A 17533-nucleotide genomic window follows, 5' to 3' on the forward strand; every position below is an offset into this window, starting at 1 on the left:
TTATGGTTCGGGGGCCTCGGGTGCGTACGACCCCGAACGCGTCGGGGTGCGCCGCAGCCACTCTACTCGCGGCCATCGGTGCCGCTTGTCCACCCACAGGCGGCGACGTGACGCCCTTCACAACGCCCGGTCGTGCGCCGACCGGTAGGTGAGATCCGTCGGCGGGGCGTCGGCGATCGCCTGGCAGCACACCTGCTCCCCGGGCAGGAGTCGAACCTGCGTCGCTAGTCCTGATTCAAAGTCAGGCGGGCCCTGCCGACAGACCAACCGGGGATCGTCACCCGTCGCGGCGCACGGGGCGAGACCCACAGGCTAGTGCAGTCCGAGTGTCCGTTCGTGCAGGCGGGGGCGCGGGCTCCCAGGCAGAATGGCGGCGTGAGCGCCGACCGAGCCGACCGACCCGACCGCACGGAGCGGACTCGACCGCGCCCGCGCATGACCGGTCCCGAGCGGCGCGAACAGCTCATCACCGTCGGGCGCAAGCTCTTCGCCGAAAAGGGGTTCGAGGCGACCACCGTCGAGGAGGTGGCCTCCAAGGCGAACGTTTCCAAGCCGGTCGTCTACGAGCACTTCGGCGGCAAGGAGGGGCTGTATGCCGTTGTGGTCGACCGCGAGATCCAGACCCTTCTCGGGGGGATCAACGAAGCGCTCGACGTCGGCGAGGGCGCCCGGATCCTGCTCGAGCGGGCAACGCTCGCGCTGCTCGACTATGTCGAGCGTGACCCCGACGGCTTCCGGATCCTCGTGCGCGACTCGCCCCCCGGCCAGTCCACGGGATCGTTCGCGAGTGTGCTCGGTGACGTGGCGACCCACGTCGAGCACCTGCTGGCGGCTGAGTTCAAGCAGCGTGGCCTCGACCCGAAGTCGGCTCCGATCCACGCCCAGATGCTCGTGGGCATGGTCGCCCTGACGGGGCAGTGGTGGCTCGACCGGCGCAAGTTCAAGAAGGACCAGGTCGCTGCGCACCTGGTCAACCTGGCCTGGAACGGCCTCTCCGGCCTCGACCGCTCCCCCCGCCTGGTGACCGTTCCGCGCCGCTGAGGTCCTGGCCCGCTCAAACCCCGGGGCCCTTACCCGACCCCGACGGCGGACCCTCGCCGCGAGCGCAGACCGACCCCGCGACCCTGAGCCCAGTCAGGACGGGGTGACGAGGCGGGTGAAGGTGGCGCCGGTCGCGTCGGTCACGCGCACGAGCACCGGGGCGATCCGGCCGGCGCCGGACTGCTCGAGCAGCACCTGACCGCTTTGGCCACGACAGGTGACGCTCCACGCCGATGTCGTCGAGCACGTCCAGCTCGCGTTTCCCGCAACGAGCCCTCCCGATCCGCTCGCGTTGGACACCCGGACCGTGAGGTCGCCCGACACCTGGGACCGGACCCGCAGGGAGAACCGGCTCAGCGTGCCGGAGCGGACGAGCCGCGCATCGACTGCCGGAGCCGGTCCGGCGGCTGTGGGGCTGGCCGAGGGCGTCGGGGATGCCGGCGGTGTCGGGGTATGCCGGACGGCCGGTGCCGCTGTCAGGCTCGGTGGCGGCGGTTGCACGACCGGCCCGCGGGTCGTCGTGGCCTCGGCGGCGTTCGCCGACGGCGAGGCCGAGACGCTCGGCACCGGGGCGGTCGGAGCCGCGGCCGGCGTCCCGCTGAGGCCGGCGGAGGGCTGGGCAGTGCTGGTCGGCCCGGAGGTCGGCGTGTGCGCCGACGCGGTCGAGGTCGGGCTGCTCGCTGGAGCGCCGGTGACGCTCGCCAGCCCGATGCCGATCGCGATCCCGGCGGCGAGGGTGGTCACGCGGCTCGCGGCCTGGCCGAGGCGGTCCGCCGTGGCGCCCGTGGTCACCGCGCCGGCGGCTCCGCCCGCGCCGGCGGCTCCGCCCGCGCCGGCGCTTGCTCCGCCTGTGGCAGATGCAGCCGTCGACGGTGCGCCAGCGGCCGCCGCTCCACCCGTTGCCGTCCCACCCGTCACCGCTGCAGCTCCGGCAGTCTTGGCGGCCCCCGCTGCACTGCCACCGGCCATGCCGGCACCCGCGGCTCCGACACCGGCGGTGCCCGCACCCGCCGCACCGGCGGCAGTCGTGAGGCCGGCGAGCGCGCCCGCGCTGAGGAAGCCGGGCGTGCTCACACCGACGGCGACGAGGAGCGGGACGACGAGCGACGGGAACTCGTCATGGACGGCGCGCAGGTCGGCCGCGATCGCAGCCGCATGGGCGCAGGAGTCGACATGGGCCTGCGCGCGCTCGGTCTGGCGCTTCGGCAGGCGGCCGCGCACCAGTGCACCGAGGTGCTCGATCGTCCAGCGACACTCGTCGGAGTCGGCATCTGGAAGGCCACGCTCGGCACGGACGTCGAGGTAGCGCGCCCGCAGTGAGTCGCGGGCGCGCATCGCGCGGACGCTTACGGCGTTCGCCGTCATGCCGAGGGCCGGGGCGACGACGCGGGGCGCCGCACCCTCGACGGTCGTGTGCCACAGGACGCGCTGGTCGCGCTCGGGCAGACCGCGGAAGGCCTCCCGCACGAGGTCGACGCCCTCGTCGCCGCCGAGGTCCGCACCGAGCTCGCCGCCGGCTCCGATGTCGGCAACCGGCTGGACCAGGGACTCCAGGTCGGCGTCGTCGGTCGGGACGGCCTTGAGGTCCCGGCGGCCCATGTCGACGGCGACCGTGCGCACTGTCGAAAGGAAGTAGGCGCGGAAGTGCTCGTCGGGACCACGGCCGTCGCGGATCAGCGCGAAGACGCGCGTCGCGGCCTCGGCGACGATGTCCTCGGAAGCGGCACGTCCACGATGCCGGTGGGCGACGGCATACGCAGCGGGGAGGTGACGTCGCCAGAGCTCGCCGAACGCCTCGGCGGAGCCTTCTCGGGTGCGTCCGAGAAGATAGAGGTCAGCAGCCGATGACCACGACTCGCTCGACCACATGGTGGTGTCTGCCGACAAGGTTCACCCTTCCAGATGGCCCCGAGTGCGGACCAAGTCTGCCAAGGCACGACACGGCACGTCGAATCCGACCGAGCGGGAGCGGCAGGTTTCGCCCTTCCGATGATCCCCTCCACGAAACCACGCGGAAGGACGAAACCCGACGGCACCACTCGTGACGACCCGCGGGAGCGACTCCCTCCCCTGACCAAGCGGGAGGCTCCATGCGAAAGCCGTCGCCAAGAAGACGTGCCACTACCCATTTCATGTCAACGTTTTGCGAAGTGTCGCGAATCGGCCCAAGCTTCCGAGAACTTTCGAAGGCCATGACCGGTTCCTGACCCTTTGATGACCGGACCCTGACCAGCCCGTTACCGACGGGCCTCGCCGCACCAGGGCTCAGGCCGAGCCGGTGCGCGCCACGGCGAAGGTCCGGGTGAAGCCGAAGAGCACCCCGAAGGGGCGTCGCGGGTATGCCGTCTCGAGCTCGCGCTCGTAGTCGTCGAGGAACGCCTCGCGCTCCTGCTCGTCGGTCAGCACTCCCAGCACGGGCCGCAGGCCGGTCCCGCGCACCCACTCGAGCACGGGGTGCCGCGCCGTGTCGGAGGCCAGGACGTGTTGGTACGTCGTCTGCCACACGTCGACGTCCGGGGTGAGGTCGAGCAGCAGGGCGGCATACGTCTCCGGAAGGGCGACGGCGACGGCACGGTCGAGCCCGGGCCGCAGGTCGTCGGCCCGCGGGTGGCGTGCCGCGACCTCGCGCATGAGCCGGTGCGAGGGGGCGTCGAAGTTCGCCGGGACCTGCATCGCGAACGTGCCGCCGGGGGCGAGCGCGGCGACCCAGGTGGGGATGAGCCGCAGGTGGGTCGGGACCCACTGGAGCGTGGCGTTCGTGACGAACACGTCGATGGGCGCCCCCAGCGTCGCGGGGTCCCAGTCCTCCGCGGCGGCCTCGACCCACTCGACCCGGCCGTCAGTGTCGACCGCTCGGGCCTTGGCGAGCATCTCGGGCGAGGGGTCGACGCCGATCACTCTCGCGTCGGGCCACCGTCGGCCGAGCCCGATGGTGAGGTCGCCCGGACCGCACCCGAGGTCGACCACGACCCGCGGCGAGGGCGCGTCGATCCGGCTCAGCAGGTCCGCGAACGGCCGGCCGCGGTGCCCGGCGAAGAGGGCGTACTGGCGCGGGTCCCAGGCCGCGTCGCCTGTCCGGGGGGTGGCGGGGCTGGCGGTGGGGTCGGGCATGTCTTGCTCGCTTTCCTTCGATGTCAAGAGTCTTGACGGCGACTACAGTTGGGACATGAGCGCCGAGCGGAGGCCGGTACAGCCCGGCGACGACGTCGATGAGATCGTCGCGGCCTGGCGCCGTGAGCGACCCGACCTCGACGTGTCGCCGCTCGAGGTGCTGTCGCGGGTCTCGCGACTCGCTCGACGGCTCGACCTCGCGCGCGGCTCGGCCTTCTCGGAGCACCTCCTGGAGGGCTGGGCGTTCGACGTGCTGTCCGCGCTGCGCCGGGCCGGCGAGCCGTACGAGCTGTCACCCGGCCAGCTGGTGCAGCAGACACTGGTCACGTCGGGCACGATGACCAACCGCGTGGACCGGCTCGAGCGCAACGGCTTCGTCGAGCGCCGCCCTGACCCGGGTGACCGCCGGGGCGTCCTCGTCCGGCTCAGCCCGGCAGGCCGGGACATCGTGGACGCTGCCATGGCCGACCTCATCGAGCAGGAGAAGTCGCTGCTGTCGGAGCTGTCGCCCGCCGAGCGCACCCAGCTGGCGACGCTGCTGCGCCGGATGCTCGTGCCGCTGGAGTCCCGCCGCGACTCCGCGGGCTGAGGGGTCGGGCTCACCCGGCGGCCTGCTGGAACTCCAGCCGGTTCCCGACCGGGTCGCTCGTGTGGAAGCGGCGCAGGCCCGGGATGTTGTCGTCCCACGCCACCGGTCCACCCGCCTCCTCGACACGGCGAGCCAGACCGTCCACGTCGCCGACGGCCATCCCCGGGTGCGCCTTGCGCGCGGGCACGAAGGGGTCCTCGATGCCGACGTGGATCTCGGCCGAGCCCGCGCGGAACCAGGCCCCGCCGCGGGCCCGCAGACGCTCGGGCTTGTCGATCTCGACCATGCCGAGAACGCCGACGTAGAACGCGCGCATGGCGTCCTCGCAGCCCGCCGGACCGGACACCTGGACGTGGTGCAGGGTCATCTCCATGCCTTGAAAGTATCTTGATATCAAGATACTTTCAAGACCCTCCGCAACACACCGAACAGCCGCCAAAGGATCCGGATATTTCCGTCGAACTTTGCGATTGCTCGGTGTGTTGCGGGGTCAGCCGACGATCTCGGCGGCCTCGAGCCACTCGAGCTCGAGCTCCTCACGCTCTGTGACGATCGCCTGCAGACTGGAGTTGAGCTGGGCCAGCGCAACGGGATCGGTTGCGGCAGAGACCATCTCGCCGTGAACCTTGGCCTCGCGGTCAGCCAGGCGTGACAGCTGCTTCTCGACGCGCGCCATGACCTTGCGGGCCTCCCGCGCCTGGGCCGCGTTCGCCGCCGGCCCCGCAGACCCGGGTATGCCGTCCGGCGAGCCACCGCTGCCGCCCCCGGTCGCGCCCCCGGTCGCGCCCCCGGTCGCGCCACCAGTTGCGCTCCCCGGCGCGGCACCCGACGCCGCTGCGGCGCTGGCGGCGCGCGCCCGTGCCGCTTCGCGGAGGCGGAGGTACTCGTCGACACCTCCGGGCAGGTCTCGCACGCGGCCGTCGCCGAGCAGAGCCAGCTGGTGGTCGCAAGCGCGCTCGAGCAGGTACCGGTCGTGCGAGACGACGATGAGCGTGCCGGCCCAGCCGTCGAGGACGTCCTCCAGCGAGGTGAGGGTCTCGATGTCCAGATCGTTGGTCGGCTCGTCGAGGATGAGCACGTTCGGCTCGGTCAGCAGCAGCCTCGTCAGCTGGAGGCGGCGACGCTCTCCACCACTCAAGTCACCGACTCGCGACTGCTGGCGCCCGCCTGAGAAGCCGAGCCTCGTGGCGAGCTGGCCGGCGCTGATCTCCTTGCCGCCCAACGTGGTCCACTGACGCACGTCCTCGAGCGCCTCGATGACCCGCCACTGCTCGAAGCGGTCCAGCTCGCGCACCTCTTGGGTCAGGTGCCCGATAGCGACCGTCTTCCCGACCTTGCGCCGGCCGCTCGTCAGCGGCGTCTCGCCGGTGAGGGCGCGCAGGAGGGTCGACTTGCCGGCACCGTTGACGCCGACGATCCCGACCCGCTCCCCCGGCGCCAGCCGCCAGGTGACCCGGTCGAGGAGGGTGCGCTCGTGCGGCGGCTCGCCGAGCACCACGGTCGCGTCCTCGAGGTCCAGGACGTCCTTGCCGAGGCGCGTGGTGGCGAAGGACGCCAGCTCGATGGTGTTTCGTGGCGGCGGCTCGTTGGCGATGAGCGCGTTCGCCGCGTCGATGCGGAACTTCGGCTTGCTCGTGCGCGCCGGCGCTCCCCGGCGCAGCCAGGCGAGCTCCTTGCGCATGAGATTGGCACGCCGGTCCGCGACGACGCCCGCGAGGCGGTCCCGCTCGGCCTTCGCGAGGACGTAGGCGGCATACCCTCCGTCGAAGGCGGCGACGGAACCGCCCTCGACCTCCCACGTCAGCGTGGCGTACGCGTCGAGGAACCACCGGTCGTGGGTGATCGCGACGGTCGCGTTGCCCGGGCGCGGCCGCTTCGTCGACAGGTGGTCAGCCAGCCAGGCGACGCCTTCGACGTCGAGGTGGTTCGTGGGCTCGTCGAGCAGGAGCACCTCGGGATCGTCGACGAGCAGACGCGCGAGGGCGAGGCGGCGGCGCTCGCCACCCGACTTCGGGCCGATCCGGGTCTCGAGCCCGCCGACCCCCTGTGCCTCGACGCCGCCGAGCAGCCCGGTGAGCACGTCGCGGATCCGCGGGTCTCCGGCCCACACGTGCTCGGGCCGGTCACCGAGCACCGCCTCGCGAACCGTCCACTCGGGGTCGAGCGCGTCGTCCTGCGCGAGCATGCCGACCCGGATGCCGTCGGCGCCGCCCTGCTTGGTGACGCGACCCGAGTCGGCCTCCTGGAGGCCGGCCATGACCCGCAGCAGGGTCGACTTGCCGCCGCCGTTGACGCCGACGATGCCGATGCGGTCCCCGGTGAGGATGCCGAGGCTCACGTCGTCGAGGACGTGGGTGGTGCCGAAGACGAGCGACACGCGTTCGAGGGAGATGAGGTTGGCCATCGCCCACCGACCCTATGCGCTCCGGCGCCTCATCCCCTACTGGGCCTCGGGCGTCGCGGGATCAGTCGGCGCGCGGGGCGGTGACGACCTGGGCGCCGTGGACCGGGCCCCGGGCCCGGCGCAGGTCGCGACACAGGTCCGACGCGGCCAGCGACACCGACAGGTCGAGGGCCGCCTCGTGGCTCTCGGTGAGGAAGGCGACGGTGGGCCCCGAGCCGCTGACGATCCCACCGAGGGCGCCGAACTCGACCCCGGCGTCACGCAGCTCCCGCAGCTGCGGCCGCAGCGAGTATGCCGCCGGCTCGAGGTCGTTGTGCAGGGCCGCTCCCAGCGCAGCGGCGTCCCCGGACCGCAGGGCCGCCATCAGCTCTGCGCTGACGCGTGGCTCGGGCACGTCGACGCCGTCACGTTCGCGCAGCCGGTCGCACTCGGCATACACCTCCGGCGTGGACAGACCCTGGTCGCTGATCGCGAAGACCCAGTGGAACGTCCCGCGTGCCAGCACGGGCGCGAGCTGCTCACCGCGGCCCGAGCCCATGGCGTTGCCGCCGGTGAGGGAGAAGGGCACGTCGCTGCCGAGGGCGGCCGCGAGCTCGGCGAGCTCCTCACGGTCCAGGCCCAGGCCCCAGAGGTGGTCGCAGGCCAGCAGCGTCGCCGCGGCATCCGCCGACCCTCCGGCCATGCCTCCCGCGACCGGGATGTCCTTGTCGATCCGGATCGACAAGGCCTCCTCGACCGCCCACCGGTCCGCGACGAGCCGCGCTGCCCGAACGGCCAGGTTGTCGCCGTCGACCGGGATGCGGTCGGCGTAGGTGCCGGCCGGCACGACCTGCCACTCGTCCCAGCGCGCCACCGACACCTCGTCGTGGAGCGACACGGCCTGGTAGACGGTCGCGAGCGCGTGGTACCCGTCAGGCCGGCGCGGCCCGACGCGCAGCTCGAGGTTGACCTTGGCCGGGACACGTACGGTCACCGCGCCGGGCAAGGTCGGGGCGACGGTCATGCGCCCACCCTATGGTCCGGCACGTGGTCGTCAGGACGGATGGTCCGGTTTCGCCGAGTCGCGCGCCTCGGCGATCCGTGCGAACGCCACGATGTCGAGCTGCTCGCCACGCGTCCGCGGGTCGACGCCGGCCGCGACGAGGGCAGCCTCGGCCTCGGAAGGGGACCCCGCCCAGGCTGCGAGCGCTGCACGCAGCGACTTGCGACGCTGCAGGAACGCCGCGTCGATGCACCGGAAGACCTGCTCCCGCGACGCCGTCGTGTGCGGCGGCTTGCGCCTGCGCAGCGAGACCAGACCCGAGTCGACGTTCGGCGCCGGCCAGAACACGTTGCGCCCGACCCGCCCGGCGAGCTCGACGTCGGCGTACCAGGCGGCCTTGAGGCTCGGGACTCCGTAGATCTTGCTTCCCGGCTTGGCGGCGAGCCGCTCGGCCACCTCGAGCTGGACCATAACCAGCACGCGCTCGATGGTCGGGAAGTGCTTGAGGAAGGAGAGCACGACCGGCACCGAGATGTTGTAGGGCAGGTTCGCCACGAGCGCTGTCGGCTGGGGCTTCGGCAGCTTGGTCACGGTGAGGGCGTCCGCTGCGAGCAGGGTGAGCTTGCCGGAGTTGCCCGGCTGGAGGGACTGCACGGTGTCCTCGAGCGCACCGGCCAGGCGCGGGTCGACCTCGACCGCCGTCACGTGGCGCACGACCGGCAGGAGGGCAAGGGTCAGCGACCCGAGGCCCGGACCGACCTCGACGACGGAGTCGTCGGGACCCACGCCGGCGACCCGCACGATCTTGCGCACGGTGTTGGGGTCGACGACGAAGTTCTGTCCCCACTGCTTGGTGGGCCGGATCTCGAGCCGCTCGGCGAGCGCGCGCACCTGCGCCGGCCCGAGCAGCGCGGCGTCGTCCACCTGCGCAGCGAGGTCCTTCTTGCTCATGTGATCACCCTAGGGGCGTGGTGCCGCGGTCAAGCGCAGCCACAGCGACGAAGCCCCCGACCGTGATGGGTCGGGGGCTTCGTCGGGCCGCTGGTCGGGGACCAGGCGGGTCAAGCGGGATCAGGCGCTCAGGCCTTGCAGCTCCACTGGGCGAGGCCGTTGTCGGCGTACACCCGGTTGGCCACGGTGATCTGCTGGGCCCGGCTGGCGAGGTCGGCGCGAGCGGCGAACTGGCCACCGCCGTAGGCAAGCCACGTCGAGCGCGAGAACTGCAGGCCGCCGTAGTAGCCGTTGCCGGTGTTGATGTGCCAGTTGCCACCGGACTCGCACGAGGCGACACGGTCCCACATCGCAGCGCGGGCGAGGTTGAGGCCGCCGCCCGAGCTCGAGCCGCTCGTCGAGGGCGCGGGTGCCGGACGCTGCTTCGTGCCGACGGCCAGGATGCGGTTGACCGGCGCCTTGGTCACCTTGGAGGAGACCGTCGTGGTCGAGGTGACCTTGCCGTTGACGATCGTGGACCGCACCACAACGGTGCGCGAGCCGTAGACGCCGGCGCGGAGCACCTTGGTCTGGCCGGTGTAGAGATCGGCCGTGGGACGCTTGGTCGTCCCGTAGGCGATGCGGCTGGTCTGCGTGGCGTCCTTGGTCTGCACGCGCTGCACGACGATCTTGGCGCCGGCGACGAGCGGGGTGGCCACGGCCGGGCTGATCTTGTCGGCCGTCCCGAGGCGGACCCCGAACTGCTTGAGCGCCTCGCCGGTGGTGGCAGCGACGACCGTGCGGCTCGTCGTCTTGCCGTCGACCGTCACCGAGACGGCCTTGGGCGTGACGATCGTCACGGACAGGCCCTGACGGCCGATCGTCTGCGAACGCGAGACCGACAGGCGTGCCCCGTCGCCACGCAGCCCGAGCGCCAGGAGGGCGCCGTCCACGGTGGTCTCGGTCGTGCGGACCGAGCGGGTCTTGCCGTCGACGGTGAGGTTCAGCGTGCGGGCGTACTTGACCGTGACGGTCTCACCGTCGCTGAGCGAGGATGCCACCGCGGGGACGACCACGTCGCCCTGCTTCACGGTGATCCCCTGGCTGTCGAGGAGGTCCTCGACGGTGCCGCCGAAGACATGAGTGGCGGTGGTCTGTCCGTCGACGGACAGGTTCACCGCCTTGTCGAGCTGTGCTGCGCCGACCGCACCTCCGGTGAGGACGACGGCGGCGCCAGTCGCCGCCAGGATCTTGAAGTTGCGCGAAATCAAAGCACTCCGATGGTCATAGAACCCGGGTGCTACGCGCTCTCGATCCATCCTCCTCACGCCTTTGGGACGAGGTCGATGCGGGGCAGCATCCGGCCAACAGTCGTCCAGCCTGACTGACAGACATCCCGAAGGTCAAATTTCGATAACGAGAAGCATGTCATCGAGACATCCGCTTTGGGATGCGCTAGGCGGTTTGTCTGACCCCTGCCTGGGGGGTCGCCGGAGCCCACGACCCGTACACGCGCTCGCTGTTCTCGGACACCGCCCGGCACAGCGTCGGGACGTCGATGTTGAGCACGCCGGCCATCGCGCGGACGGTCACCGGAACCAGGAACGACGCGTTCGTGGCGCCCCGGTGCGGCGCCGGCGCCAGGTAGGGCGCGTCGGTCTCGACCAGCAGCTGGTCGAGGGGCGTCGCCGTCAGCGCGTCCCGCAGGTCCCGGGCGTTCTTGAAGGTCACCGTCCCGGCGAAGCTGAGGTAGTACCCCCGCTCGACACACTCGCGCGCCATCGCGAGGTCGCCCGAGAAGCAGTGCAGCACCGTCTGGTCGGGCGCTCCCTCCTCGTCGAGGATCCGGAGCACGTCGGCGTGGGCGTCGCGGTCGTGGATCTGAAGGGCCTTGCCGAGCCGCTTCGCGAGGTCGATGTGCCAGCGGAAGCCGTCCTGCTGGACGGCGACCCCCTCGGGCCCGGTGCGGTAGTAGTCGAGGCCGGTCTCGCCGATGGCGCGGATCCGCTCGTGAGCGGCGTGCCGCTCGATGAGGTCGTATGCCGCTGCTAACGTCCCGTCGGCAGCGAGCTTGGGAACTTCGTTGGGGTGCAAGGCGATTCCGCCAAGCAGCTCCGGATGGCGCTCGACCGCCTCGATCGTGAACTCGATGCCGTCGAGGTCGCAGCCGACCTGGACGAGACGCGTCACCCCGACCGAGACCGCGCGGGCGATCGCCTCGCCGACGTCGAGCGGCTCGTCGCCCTCACGGGTGATGTCGAGATGCACGTGGTTGTCGACAACGTCTATGGGCAGTGGGTCCGGAGCCGACTCCGGCAGGCCCCTCGAGCCCGACGAGTGCGGGCTCACGCGGTGGCGTCCTCGCCGAGCCTGCTGTGCTCGTCGGCGATGACCTGCTCCGGGTCGAGCTTGGTGAAGACCCCGCTCGGCCGGCTGACGGGCGTGCCGGGCACGACCGGCCGCGACTCCCACCGCGGGGTTGCGGAGTAGTCGCCGGTGATGACCGGGTAAGAGCGCGACGGGTCGTCGAGGTCCGTGACGACCTCGAGTCGGGGCATCGGCATGAAGTCGCCCTCGCCACCGAGGACCCCGTGGACCCGGTTGGCGGCGTGCGGGAGGAACGGCGAGATCATCGTGTTGATGTCGCTCACCGCCTGCGCGAGCGTGTGCAGGATGGTCGCCAGGCGCTCGCGCTCGTCGTCGCTCTTGAGCCTGAACGGCTCGGTCCGTGACACGTAGGCGTTGGCCTCCCCCACGATCCTCATGACCTCGGCCAGCGCCGCCTTCTGGCGGTGCCGCTCGAGCAGCCCGCCGACGGTGGCGAACCCGCCCCGCACGGTCGCGAGCAGCTCGTCGTCCACGGGCTCCACGGCATACCTCTGGGGGATCTCGCCGAAGCTCTTCGCGATCATCGCGGCGGTGCGCTGGACGAGGTTGCCCCACCCGGCGACGAGCTCGCTGTTGTTGCGCTGCACGAACTCGGACCACGTGAAGTCGGCGTCCTGGCTCTCGGGCCCGGCCGCGCAGATGAAGTAGCGGATCGGGTCGGCGCCGTAGCGCGCCACGATGTCCTGGACGTAGATGACGTGCTTGCGGCTCGTGGAGAACTGCCGGCCCTCGAGGGTGAGGAACTCGCTCGCGACGACCTCGGTCGGCAGGTCGAGCACGCCGTACTCGCCCGGCTCACCGCCCTTGTCGCCCTTGCCGGCGTAGCCGAGCAGCTCCGCGGGCCAGATCTGGGCGTGGAAGGTGATGTTGTCCTTGCCCTGGAAGTAGTACGAGAGCGCGTCCGGCTCGTTCCACCACTCGCGCCAGCGCTCGGGGTCGCCCAGTCGGCGGGCCCACTCGATCGACGCGGAGAGGTACCCGATAACGGCGTCGAACCACACGTAGAGGCGCTTGTTCGGGTTGTCCTCCCACCCGGGCAGCGGCACCGGGATGCCCCAGTCGATGTCGCGGGTCATCGCGCGGGGGCGGACGTCCTTGAGGAGGTTCTTGCTGAACTTGATGACGTTGGGGCGCCAGCGACCCGACGCCTCGCGTTCGTCGAGCCACTCCCCGAGCGCGGTGGCTAGTGCAGGCAGGTCCAGGAAGAAGTGCTGCGTCTCGACGAACTCAGGCACCTCGCCGTTGATCTTGCTGCGCGGGTCGATCAGCTCCTGGGCGTCGAGCTGGTTGCCGCAGTTGTCGCACTGGTCGCCACGGGCCTCCTTGAAGCCGCAGATCGGGCAGGTGCCCTCGATGTAGCGGTCGGGCAGGGTGCGGCCGGTCGAGGGGCTGATCGCACCCTTGGTCGTCTGCTCGATCATGTAGCCGTTGGCGTGGACCTGGCGGAACATCTCCTGCACGACGGCGTAGTGGTTGCGCGTCGTGGTGCGGGTGAACATGTCGTAGGACAGGCCCAGGTCGGTGAGGTCCTGGGCGATGACCGCGTTGTACTTGTCGACGAGCTCCTGGGGAGAGAGCCCCTCCTCCTCGGCGAGCACGAGGATCGGCGTGCCGTGCTCGTCGGTCCCCGACACCATGAGGACGTCGTGCCCTGCCATGCGCATGTACCTGCTGAAGACGTCGGAGGGCACGCCGAACCCGGCCACGTGGCCGATGTGGCGTGGGCCGTTGGTGTACGGCCAGGCGACGGCGGACAGCACATGAGTCATGCGCAGAATCCTAGGCAGTCGCGGACGCCGGCCGCGCGGGAGTTCCCCACCGGCGTCGCTGGCGGGTATGACAGAGACATGTCTGGACACGTCGCACATGCAGAGGTCACCGTCGACGCATCGCCGCAGGAGGCGTGGAGCGCACTCACCGACCCGGCCCGGATCACGGGCTGGATGGTCGGCACCACCGTCACCACCACATGGGAGGTCGGCTCGCCGATCACGTGGCAGGGCGAGTACGACGGCCACGCGTACCAGGACAAGGGCGAGGTGCTCGAGTTCGATGCACCGCGCCGGCTCTCGGTCACGCACTACAGCCCGCTCATGGGCCAGCAGGACCGCCCGGAGAACTACCACACGGTCAGCTACGAGGTCGACGCCGTCGACGGCGGGACGCGGGTCACGCTCGACCAGGACGGCAACGAGTCAGCGGAGCAGGCGGAGCAGTTCTCGCAGAACTGGCAGTCGATGCTCGATGCGCTCAAGGCCTCCGTCGAGCATTCCTGACCACGACCGTCGTTGCGCAGCACGGCGGCGCGTGCACTTGGCGTCAGCTGCGCACCGGGGCGTCGAAGCGCTCGATCCGCGCGGCCATTGCGGCGGGCGCGATCACCCGCGCCGGCAAGGGACGCTACGTCCTGCCCAGCGTGGGCGAAGCGCGGGCGCTGGCCGTCGGCCTCCACGCCACCGCATCCCACACGACGGCGGCGCTGCACTGGGGCTGGCCGGTCAAGCAGGAGCCGGGCGAGCCGCACCTCACCTTCCCGCGCGGGCGCAAGCTCCGCGACGCGGCGCGAGGCGGCATACGGCGTCACTGGCGGTCGCTCGGCGACGACGAGGTTGTCGACGCGTGGGTGACCAGCCCGGTCCGAACCGTCATCGACTGCTGCCTCGACCTGCCGTTCGACGAGGCACTCGCGGTGGTCGACTCGGCGTGGAGGGCCGGACAGAGCCCGCTGGAGGTCGCTGAGGCGGCCCGGTGCCTGCCTCAGCGGTCATTCCGGAAGGTGATGTGTGTCCTCAGACGTGCGGACCGTGGGGCTGCGAACCCGTTCGAGTCGGTGCTCCGCGCTATCTGTATCGGCGTCGGGGGCCTCAGTGTGGTGACTCAGTTCGAGATCCGGGACTCGAGCTACTTCGCCAGGGTCGATCTCGCCGACGTCGCGCTGCGGCTTGCCGTCGAGACGCGCCGACGGACCGCCAGCAGAGCTCGAGCGAGAGCGCGCTGAGCCCACGAGCGACGGTGGTGGCAGTCCGTCGGGCGGCGTGACGCCGGTTCAGGCGAGGCGGGCCTCGAGCGAGATCGGCACCGCCTTGAGGGCCTGGCTGACCGGGCAGTTGACCTTCGCGTCCTCGGCGGCGGCCTGGAAGTCCTCGGCCGAGATCCCCGGCACCTCACCGACGACGCTGAGCTTGATCTCGGTGATGCCGGTGCCCGGCACGAACGTCACCTCCGCCGTCGTGTCGAGGGTCGTCGGCGGCGTGCCGGCCTTGGCGAGGCCGTTGGAGAAGGCCATCGAGAAGCACGACGAGTGGGCCGCGGCGATGAGCTCCTCGGGGCTCGTCCTGCCGTTGGCCTGCTCCGCCCGCGAGGCCCAGTTGACGTCGTAGGTGCCGATGCCCGAGCTCTCGAGGCTGACCTGGCCGGACCCTTCGAAGAGCGAGCCCTCCCAGTGCGTGGTTGCGGTGCGGACGGTGCCCATCGGTTCTCCTTCGCTCAGAGTTCAGTGTGCGTTGACGCGAGTTTGCCGGCGATCGCCCCGCGGGCGGGGCTCGCCAGGGCGCATACCCAGCCAGCCTTGTCGCGATCTGCTGATGTGACAAGCCCGTCCCACGGGCAGCAGCGTCAGCGCGCGGCGATGGCCGCGTCGTAGAGCGCCTTTCTCGACAGGCCCGTTCGCGCCGACACGTCGGCCGTGACGTCCTTGAGCCGCTCCCCCGCGTCGACCCGCTCCCGTATGCCGGCAACGGCGTCCTCGAGAGACGCGACCGTCCGCTCGGCACCGGCCACGACGACCGTGATCTCCCCCTTGACGCCGTCGGTGGCCCACTGGGTGAGGTCCGCGAGGGTGCCCCGCCGGACCTCCTCGTAGGTCTTGGTGAGCTCTCGGCACACCGCCGCGCGGCGCTCGGCGCCGAAGGCTGTGGCCATCGCGCCCAGCGTCTCGGCGAGGCGATGGGGCGCCTCGAAGAAGACCATCGTCCGCCGCTCGTCGGCGAGCTCGGCGAGGCCTCGCGACCGCTCCCCGGACTTGCGCGGGAGGAAGCCCTCGAAACAGAACCGGTCGACGGGCAGCCCCGACACCGCCAGCGCCATGAGGACCGCGCTCGGGCCGGGGACACATGTGACGCGGATGTCGGAGTCGACCGCAGCGGCGACGAGACGGTAACCGGGATCGGAGACGGACGGCATACCCGCGTCGGTGACGACGACGACCCGGTCGCCCGCCCGGAGCCGCTCGGCGAGCTCGACGGTCCGGGAGGCCTCGTTGTGCTCGTGGTAGCTGAGCACGTGTCCTCGGGGCGTGACGCCCAGCTCGGCCAGGAGGCGCTTGAGCCGCCGTGTGTCCTCGGCGGCGACGACATCGGCGGAGGCGAGCTCCTCGGCGAGCCGAGGGGCGGCGTCGCGCGGGTCGCCGATGGGCGTGGCCGCGAGGACGAGGGTGCCGGTCATGGCTTCATCCTGACAGCGCGGGCCAGCCGCTGCGCCTGGCGGGCCATGGCGTCGCGCAGCTCGGGCGGTCCGAGGACCGTGAGCTCCCACGGGAGACCGCCGATGTGCATCGCCATGGCGTCGAGGTCGTTCCCGCCCGACTCGACGATGCAATGATCTCGGCCGTCCGCGGTGACGGTGCCGACGGATGGCGGAATCATCCTTTCCACCAAGGCTTTTCGCGCATGCACTCGGACCCGGGCGACGTGTTCGTAGGCCGACTGGCTGATCGCCCTGCTGACGAACTCGGCGGCATCCGGCGCTTCGCGCGGCCGGAAGCGCCACCCGCGGGTCTCGGCATCGGTCATCCGGTCGAGGCGGAAAGTGCGCCAGTCGTCGCGGTCGAGGTCGAAGGCGAGCAGGTACCACCGGCGCCCTGTCGCGACAAGGCGGTAGGGCTCGACCCGGCGCTCCCCCGATCCCCGCGGGCCGGCATACGCGAAGTGGACGCGCTCGGTCTCGCGGCAGGCCCTGGCCAGCACGAGCAGCGTGCGTGCATCGACGATGGGACCGTTGGACTCGAGCGTGACGGTCGACTGGTGGATCGCCTCGACCTGGCTGCGCAGCCGCCCTGGCAAGACCTGGTCGAGCTTGGCGAGGGTGCGCACGGCCGCCTCCCCGAGGCCCTCGACGGTCCCGCCCGCCGCGAGGCGAAGGCACACCGCGACGGCGACGGCCTCCTCGTCGTCGAGCAGCAACGGCGGCAGCCTCCGTCCTGCGCCGAGCTGGTAGCCCCCGCCCGCGCCGTGGGCGGCGTTGACGGGATAGCCGAGGTCTCTGAGCCGCTCGACGTCGCGGCGCACGCTCCGCGTCGTCACGCCGAGCCGCTCGGCGAGCTCGGTGCCGCTCCACACGGGCCTGCTCTGCAGCAGGTCGAGCAGACGCAGGACGCGCGCGGTGGTGCCGGCGGGCACGCCGTCGACCGGTGATGACATGTCACCAACTGTGCCAGACGCTGCGGACAGATCCTGTCCTATATCGATGACAGGCTGAGGACATGACGACAGCAGCGACGACCTCGAGAACGCTTCCGTGGAGCTCCATCCTCGTCGACCAGATCGACTGGCACTGGACCAACCAGCTCCGGCCCCGGCTCGACGGCCTCACCGACGACGAGTACTTCTGGCGGCCGACGCCGGGGGCGTGGACCGTGCACCCTCGCGGCGAGGGCGGCACCCAAACCGTTGGTGGCTCAGGCGAGTTCACCGTCGACTTCGAGTACCCGCAGCCGGAGCCCGCGCCGGTGACGACCATCGCGTGGCGTCTGGCGCACATCATCGTCGGCGTCCTCGCGATGCGGGTGCACAGCCACTTCGACGGGCCGGCGGTCGACTACGACACCTTCGACTACGCCGGCACCGCCGACGAGGCCCTCGCCCAGCTCGACGAGGCGTATGCCGCCTGGATCGCCGGCGTCAAGAGCTGGGGTGAGACGGGGCTGGCCGACCCGTGCGGACCGGCCGAGGGTCCTTTCGCCGAGTTCTCCCACGCGGAGCTCGTCATGCACATCAACCGCGAGCTGATCCACCACGGCGCCGAGATCGCCCTGCTGCGCGACCTGTGGGCCCACCGCAACGACTGAGTCCTCCGCTCGCCTCGCCAACCT

17 protein-coding genes and 1 tRNA gene are annotated in these 17533 nt (G+C 71.3%); 5 read left to right on the forward strand and 13 right to left on the reverse strand.

Going from position 1 to position 17533, the window contains the following annotated elements; genetic code table 11:
• Positions 1-195: 195 nt before the first annotated feature.
• Positions 196-274, reverse strand: a tRNA-Gln gene (locus ACYVLP_RS17520).
• A gap of 161 nt (positions 275-435) precedes the next feature.
• Between ACYVLP_RS17520 and ACYVLP_RS17525 the strand changes: the two genes are divergently transcribed.
• The gene (locus tag ACYVLP_RS17525; protein WP_452271766.1) at positions 436-1041 is read left to right on the forward strand and encodes a TetR/AcrR family transcriptional regulator; all 606 of its coding nucleotides are present in this window, start codon (positions 436-438) and stop codon (positions 1039-1041) included.
• Between the two features lie 93 nt (positions 1042-1134).
• On the opposite strand, the gene ACYVLP_RS17530 is transcribed toward ACYVLP_RS17525, so the two are convergent.
• Complete coding sequence (locus ACYVLP_RS17530) at positions 1135-2928, reverse strand: sigma-70 family RNA polymerase sigma factor (protein WP_460628612.1); 1794 nt, start codon at positions 2926-2928, stop codon at positions 1135-1137.
• A 378-nt stretch (positions 2929-3306) separates the two neighbouring features.
• Positions 3307-4152 carry a methyltransferase domain-containing protein gene (locus ACYVLP_RS17535; protein ID WP_460628613.1) on the reverse strand — a complete coding sequence of 282 codons (846 nt, stop codon included), beginning with the start codon at positions 4150-4152 and terminating at the stop codon, positions 3307-3309.
• Between the two features lie 55 nt (positions 4153-4207).
• On the opposite strand from ACYVLP_RS17535, the gene ACYVLP_RS17540 reads away from it, so the two are divergent.
• Positions 4208-4741 (forward strand): MarR family winged helix-turn-helix transcriptional regulator, encoded by a 534-nt coding sequence (locus ACYVLP_RS17540; protein WP_460628614.1) that lies wholly within the window; start codon positions 4208-4210, stop codon positions 4739-4741.
• 10 nt (positions 4742-4751) lie between these two features.
• Here the strand turns inward: ACYVLP_RS17540 and ACYVLP_RS17545 are convergent, their stop codons facing one another.
• The 7 genes from ACYVLP_RS17545 to metG all read right to left on the reverse strand — a co-directional run bounded on the left by ACYVLP_RS17545 (position 4752) and on the right by metG (position 13214).
• Positions 4752-5114, reverse strand: a complete 363-nt coding sequence (locus ACYVLP_RS17545; protein WP_460628615.1) for a VOC family protein — start codon at positions 5112-5114, stop codon at positions 4752-4754.
• Between the two features lie 117 nt (positions 5115-5231).
• Positions 5232-7145: an ABC-F family ATP-binding cassette domain-containing protein gene (locus ACYVLP_RS17550; RefSeq protein ID WP_460628616.1), complete on the reverse strand. Its 1914-nt coding sequence runs from the start codon at positions 7143-7145 to the stop codon at positions 5232-5234.
• A 61-nt stretch (positions 7146-7206) separates the two neighbouring features.
• Complete coding sequence (locus ACYVLP_RS17555; protein ID WP_452271732.1) at positions 7207-8148, reverse strand: 4-(cytidine 5'-diphospho)-2-C-methyl-D-erythritol kinase; 942 nt, start codon at positions 8146-8148, stop codon at positions 7207-7209.
• 30 nt (positions 8149-8178) lie between these two features.
• The gene (rsmA, locus tag ACYVLP_RS17560) at positions 8179-9078 is read right to left on the reverse strand and encodes a 16S rRNA (adenine(1518)-N(6)/adenine(1519)-N(6))-dimethyltransferase RsmA (RefSeq protein ID WP_460628617.1); all 900 of its coding nucleotides are present in this window, start codon (positions 9076-9078) and stop codon (positions 8179-8181) included.
• 128 nt (positions 9079-9206) lie between these two features.
• Positions 9207-10328 (reverse strand): transglycosylase family protein, encoded by a 1122-nt coding sequence (locus ACYVLP_RS17565; RefSeq protein ID WP_460628618.1) that lies wholly within the window; start codon positions 10326-10328, stop codon positions 9207-9209.
• Between the two features lie 184 nt (positions 10329-10512).
• Positions 10513-11406 (reverse strand): TatD family hydrolase, encoded by an 894-nt coding sequence (locus ACYVLP_RS17570; RefSeq protein ID WP_460628619.1) that lies wholly within the window; start codon positions 11404-11406, stop codon positions 10513-10515.
• Positions 11403-13214, reverse strand: coding sequence for a methionine--tRNA ligase (gene metG, locus ACYVLP_RS17575; RefSeq protein WP_460628620.1), 1812 nt, complete (start codon positions 13212-13214; stop codon positions 11403-11405). Before metG ends, ACYVLP_RS17570 begins: the two co-directional genes overlap by 4 nt.
• 78 nt (positions 13215-13292) lie before the next feature.
• Between metG and ACYVLP_RS17580 the strand changes: the two genes are divergently transcribed.
• Both ACYVLP_RS17580 and ACYVLP_RS17585 read left to right on the forward strand, forming a co-directional pair.
• Positions 13293-13721, forward strand: a complete 429-nt coding sequence (locus ACYVLP_RS17580) for an SRPBCC domain-containing protein (protein ID WP_460628621.1) — start codon at positions 13293-13295, stop codon at positions 13719-13721.
• 140 nt (positions 13722-13861) lie between these two features.
• Positions 13862-14443: a hypothetical protein gene (locus ACYVLP_RS17585; protein ID WP_460628622.1), complete on the forward strand. Its 582-nt coding sequence runs from the start codon at positions 13862-13864 to the stop codon at positions 14441-14443.
• Between the two features lie 48 nt (positions 14444-14491).
• Here the strand turns inward: ACYVLP_RS17585 and ACYVLP_RS17590 are convergent, their stop codons facing one another.
• From ACYVLP_RS17590 to ACYVLP_RS17600, 3 genes are all read right to left on the reverse strand, one after another.
• Complete coding sequence (locus ACYVLP_RS17590) at positions 14492-14917, reverse strand: OsmC family protein (RefSeq protein WP_452271739.1); 426 nt, start codon at positions 14915-14917, stop codon at positions 14492-14494.
• 143 nt (positions 14918-15060) lie between these two features.
• Complete coding sequence (gene rsmI, locus ACYVLP_RS17595) at positions 15061-15888, reverse strand: 16S rRNA (cytidine(1402)-2'-O)-methyltransferase (RefSeq protein ID WP_460628623.1); 828 nt, start codon at positions 15886-15888, stop codon at positions 15061-15063.
• Entirely contained in the window at positions 15885-16862 is a 978-nt protein-coding gene (locus tag ACYVLP_RS17600) for a helix-turn-helix transcriptional regulator (RefSeq protein ID WP_460628624.1), read from the reverse strand. Before ACYVLP_RS17600 ends, rsmI begins: the two co-directional genes overlap by 4 nt.
• A gap of 62 nt (positions 16863-16924) precedes the next feature.
• Here ACYVLP_RS17600 and ACYVLP_RS17605 point away from each other — a divergent pair, with 62 nt between their 5' ends.
• Complete coding sequence (locus ACYVLP_RS17605; RefSeq protein WP_460628625.1) at positions 16925-17509, forward strand: DinB family protein; 585 nt, start codon at positions 16925-16927, stop codon at positions 17507-17509.
• The last annotated feature ends 24 nt before the right edge of the window (positions 17510-17533 follow it).

It is taken from the genome of Intrasporangium mesophilum (genome assembly GCF_054783095.1).

Bases quoted from the DNA above. Each gene is read 5' to 3' on its own strand.
- ACYVLP_RS17555 (WP_452271732.1), bottom strand. From the start codon at position 8,148: ATGACCGTCGCCCCGACCTTGCCCGGCGCGGTGACCGTACGTGTCCCG.
- ACYVLP_RS17550 (WP_460628616.1), bottom strand. From the start codon at position 7,145: ATGGCCAACCTCATCTCCCTCGAACGCGTGTCGCTCGTCTTCGGCACC.
- ACYVLP_RS17580 (WP_460628621.1), top strand. From the start codon at position 13,293: ATGTCTGGACACGTCGCACATGCAGAGGTCACCGTCGACGCATCGCCG.
- ACYVLP_RS17540 (WP_460628614.1), top strand. From the start codon at position 4,208: ATGAGCGCCGAGCGGAGGCCGGTACAGCCCGGCGACGACGTCGATGAG.
- ACYVLP_RS17545 (WP_460628615.1), bottom strand. From the start codon at position 5,114: ATGGAGATGACCCTGCACCACGTCCAGGTGTCCGGTCCGGCGGGCTGC.
- ACYVLP_RS17535 (WP_460628613.1), bottom strand. From the start codon at position 4,152: ATGCCCGACCCCACCGCCAGCCCCGCCACCCCCCGGACAGGCGACGCG.
- ACYVLP_RS17600 (WP_460628624.1), bottom strand. From the start codon at position 16,862: ATGTCATCACCGGTCGACGGCGTGCCCGCCGGCACCACCGCGCGCGTC.
- ACYVLP_RS17525 (WP_452271766.1), top strand. From the start codon at position 436: ATGACCGGTCCCGAGCGGCGCGAACAGCTCATCACCGTCGGGCGCAAG.
- ACYVLP_RS17605 (WP_460628625.1), top strand. From the start codon at position 16,925: ATGACGACAGCAGCGACGACCTCGAGAACGCTTCCGTGGAGCTCCATC.
- metG (WP_460628620.1), bottom strand. From the start codon at position 13,214: ATGACTCATGTGCTGTCCGCCGTCGCCTGGCCGTACACCAACGGCCCA.
- ACYVLP_RS17590 (WP_452271739.1), bottom strand. From the start codon at position 14,917: ATGGGCACCGTCCGCACCGCAACCACGCACTGGGAGGGCTCGCTCTTC.
- rsmI (WP_460628623.1), bottom strand. From the start codon at position 15,888: ATGACCGGCACCCTCGTCCTCGCGGCCACGCCCATCGGCGACCCGCGC.
- rsmA (WP_460628617.1), bottom strand. From the start codon at position 9,078: ATGAGCAAGAAGGACCTCGCTGCGCAGGTGGACGACGCCGCGCTGCTC.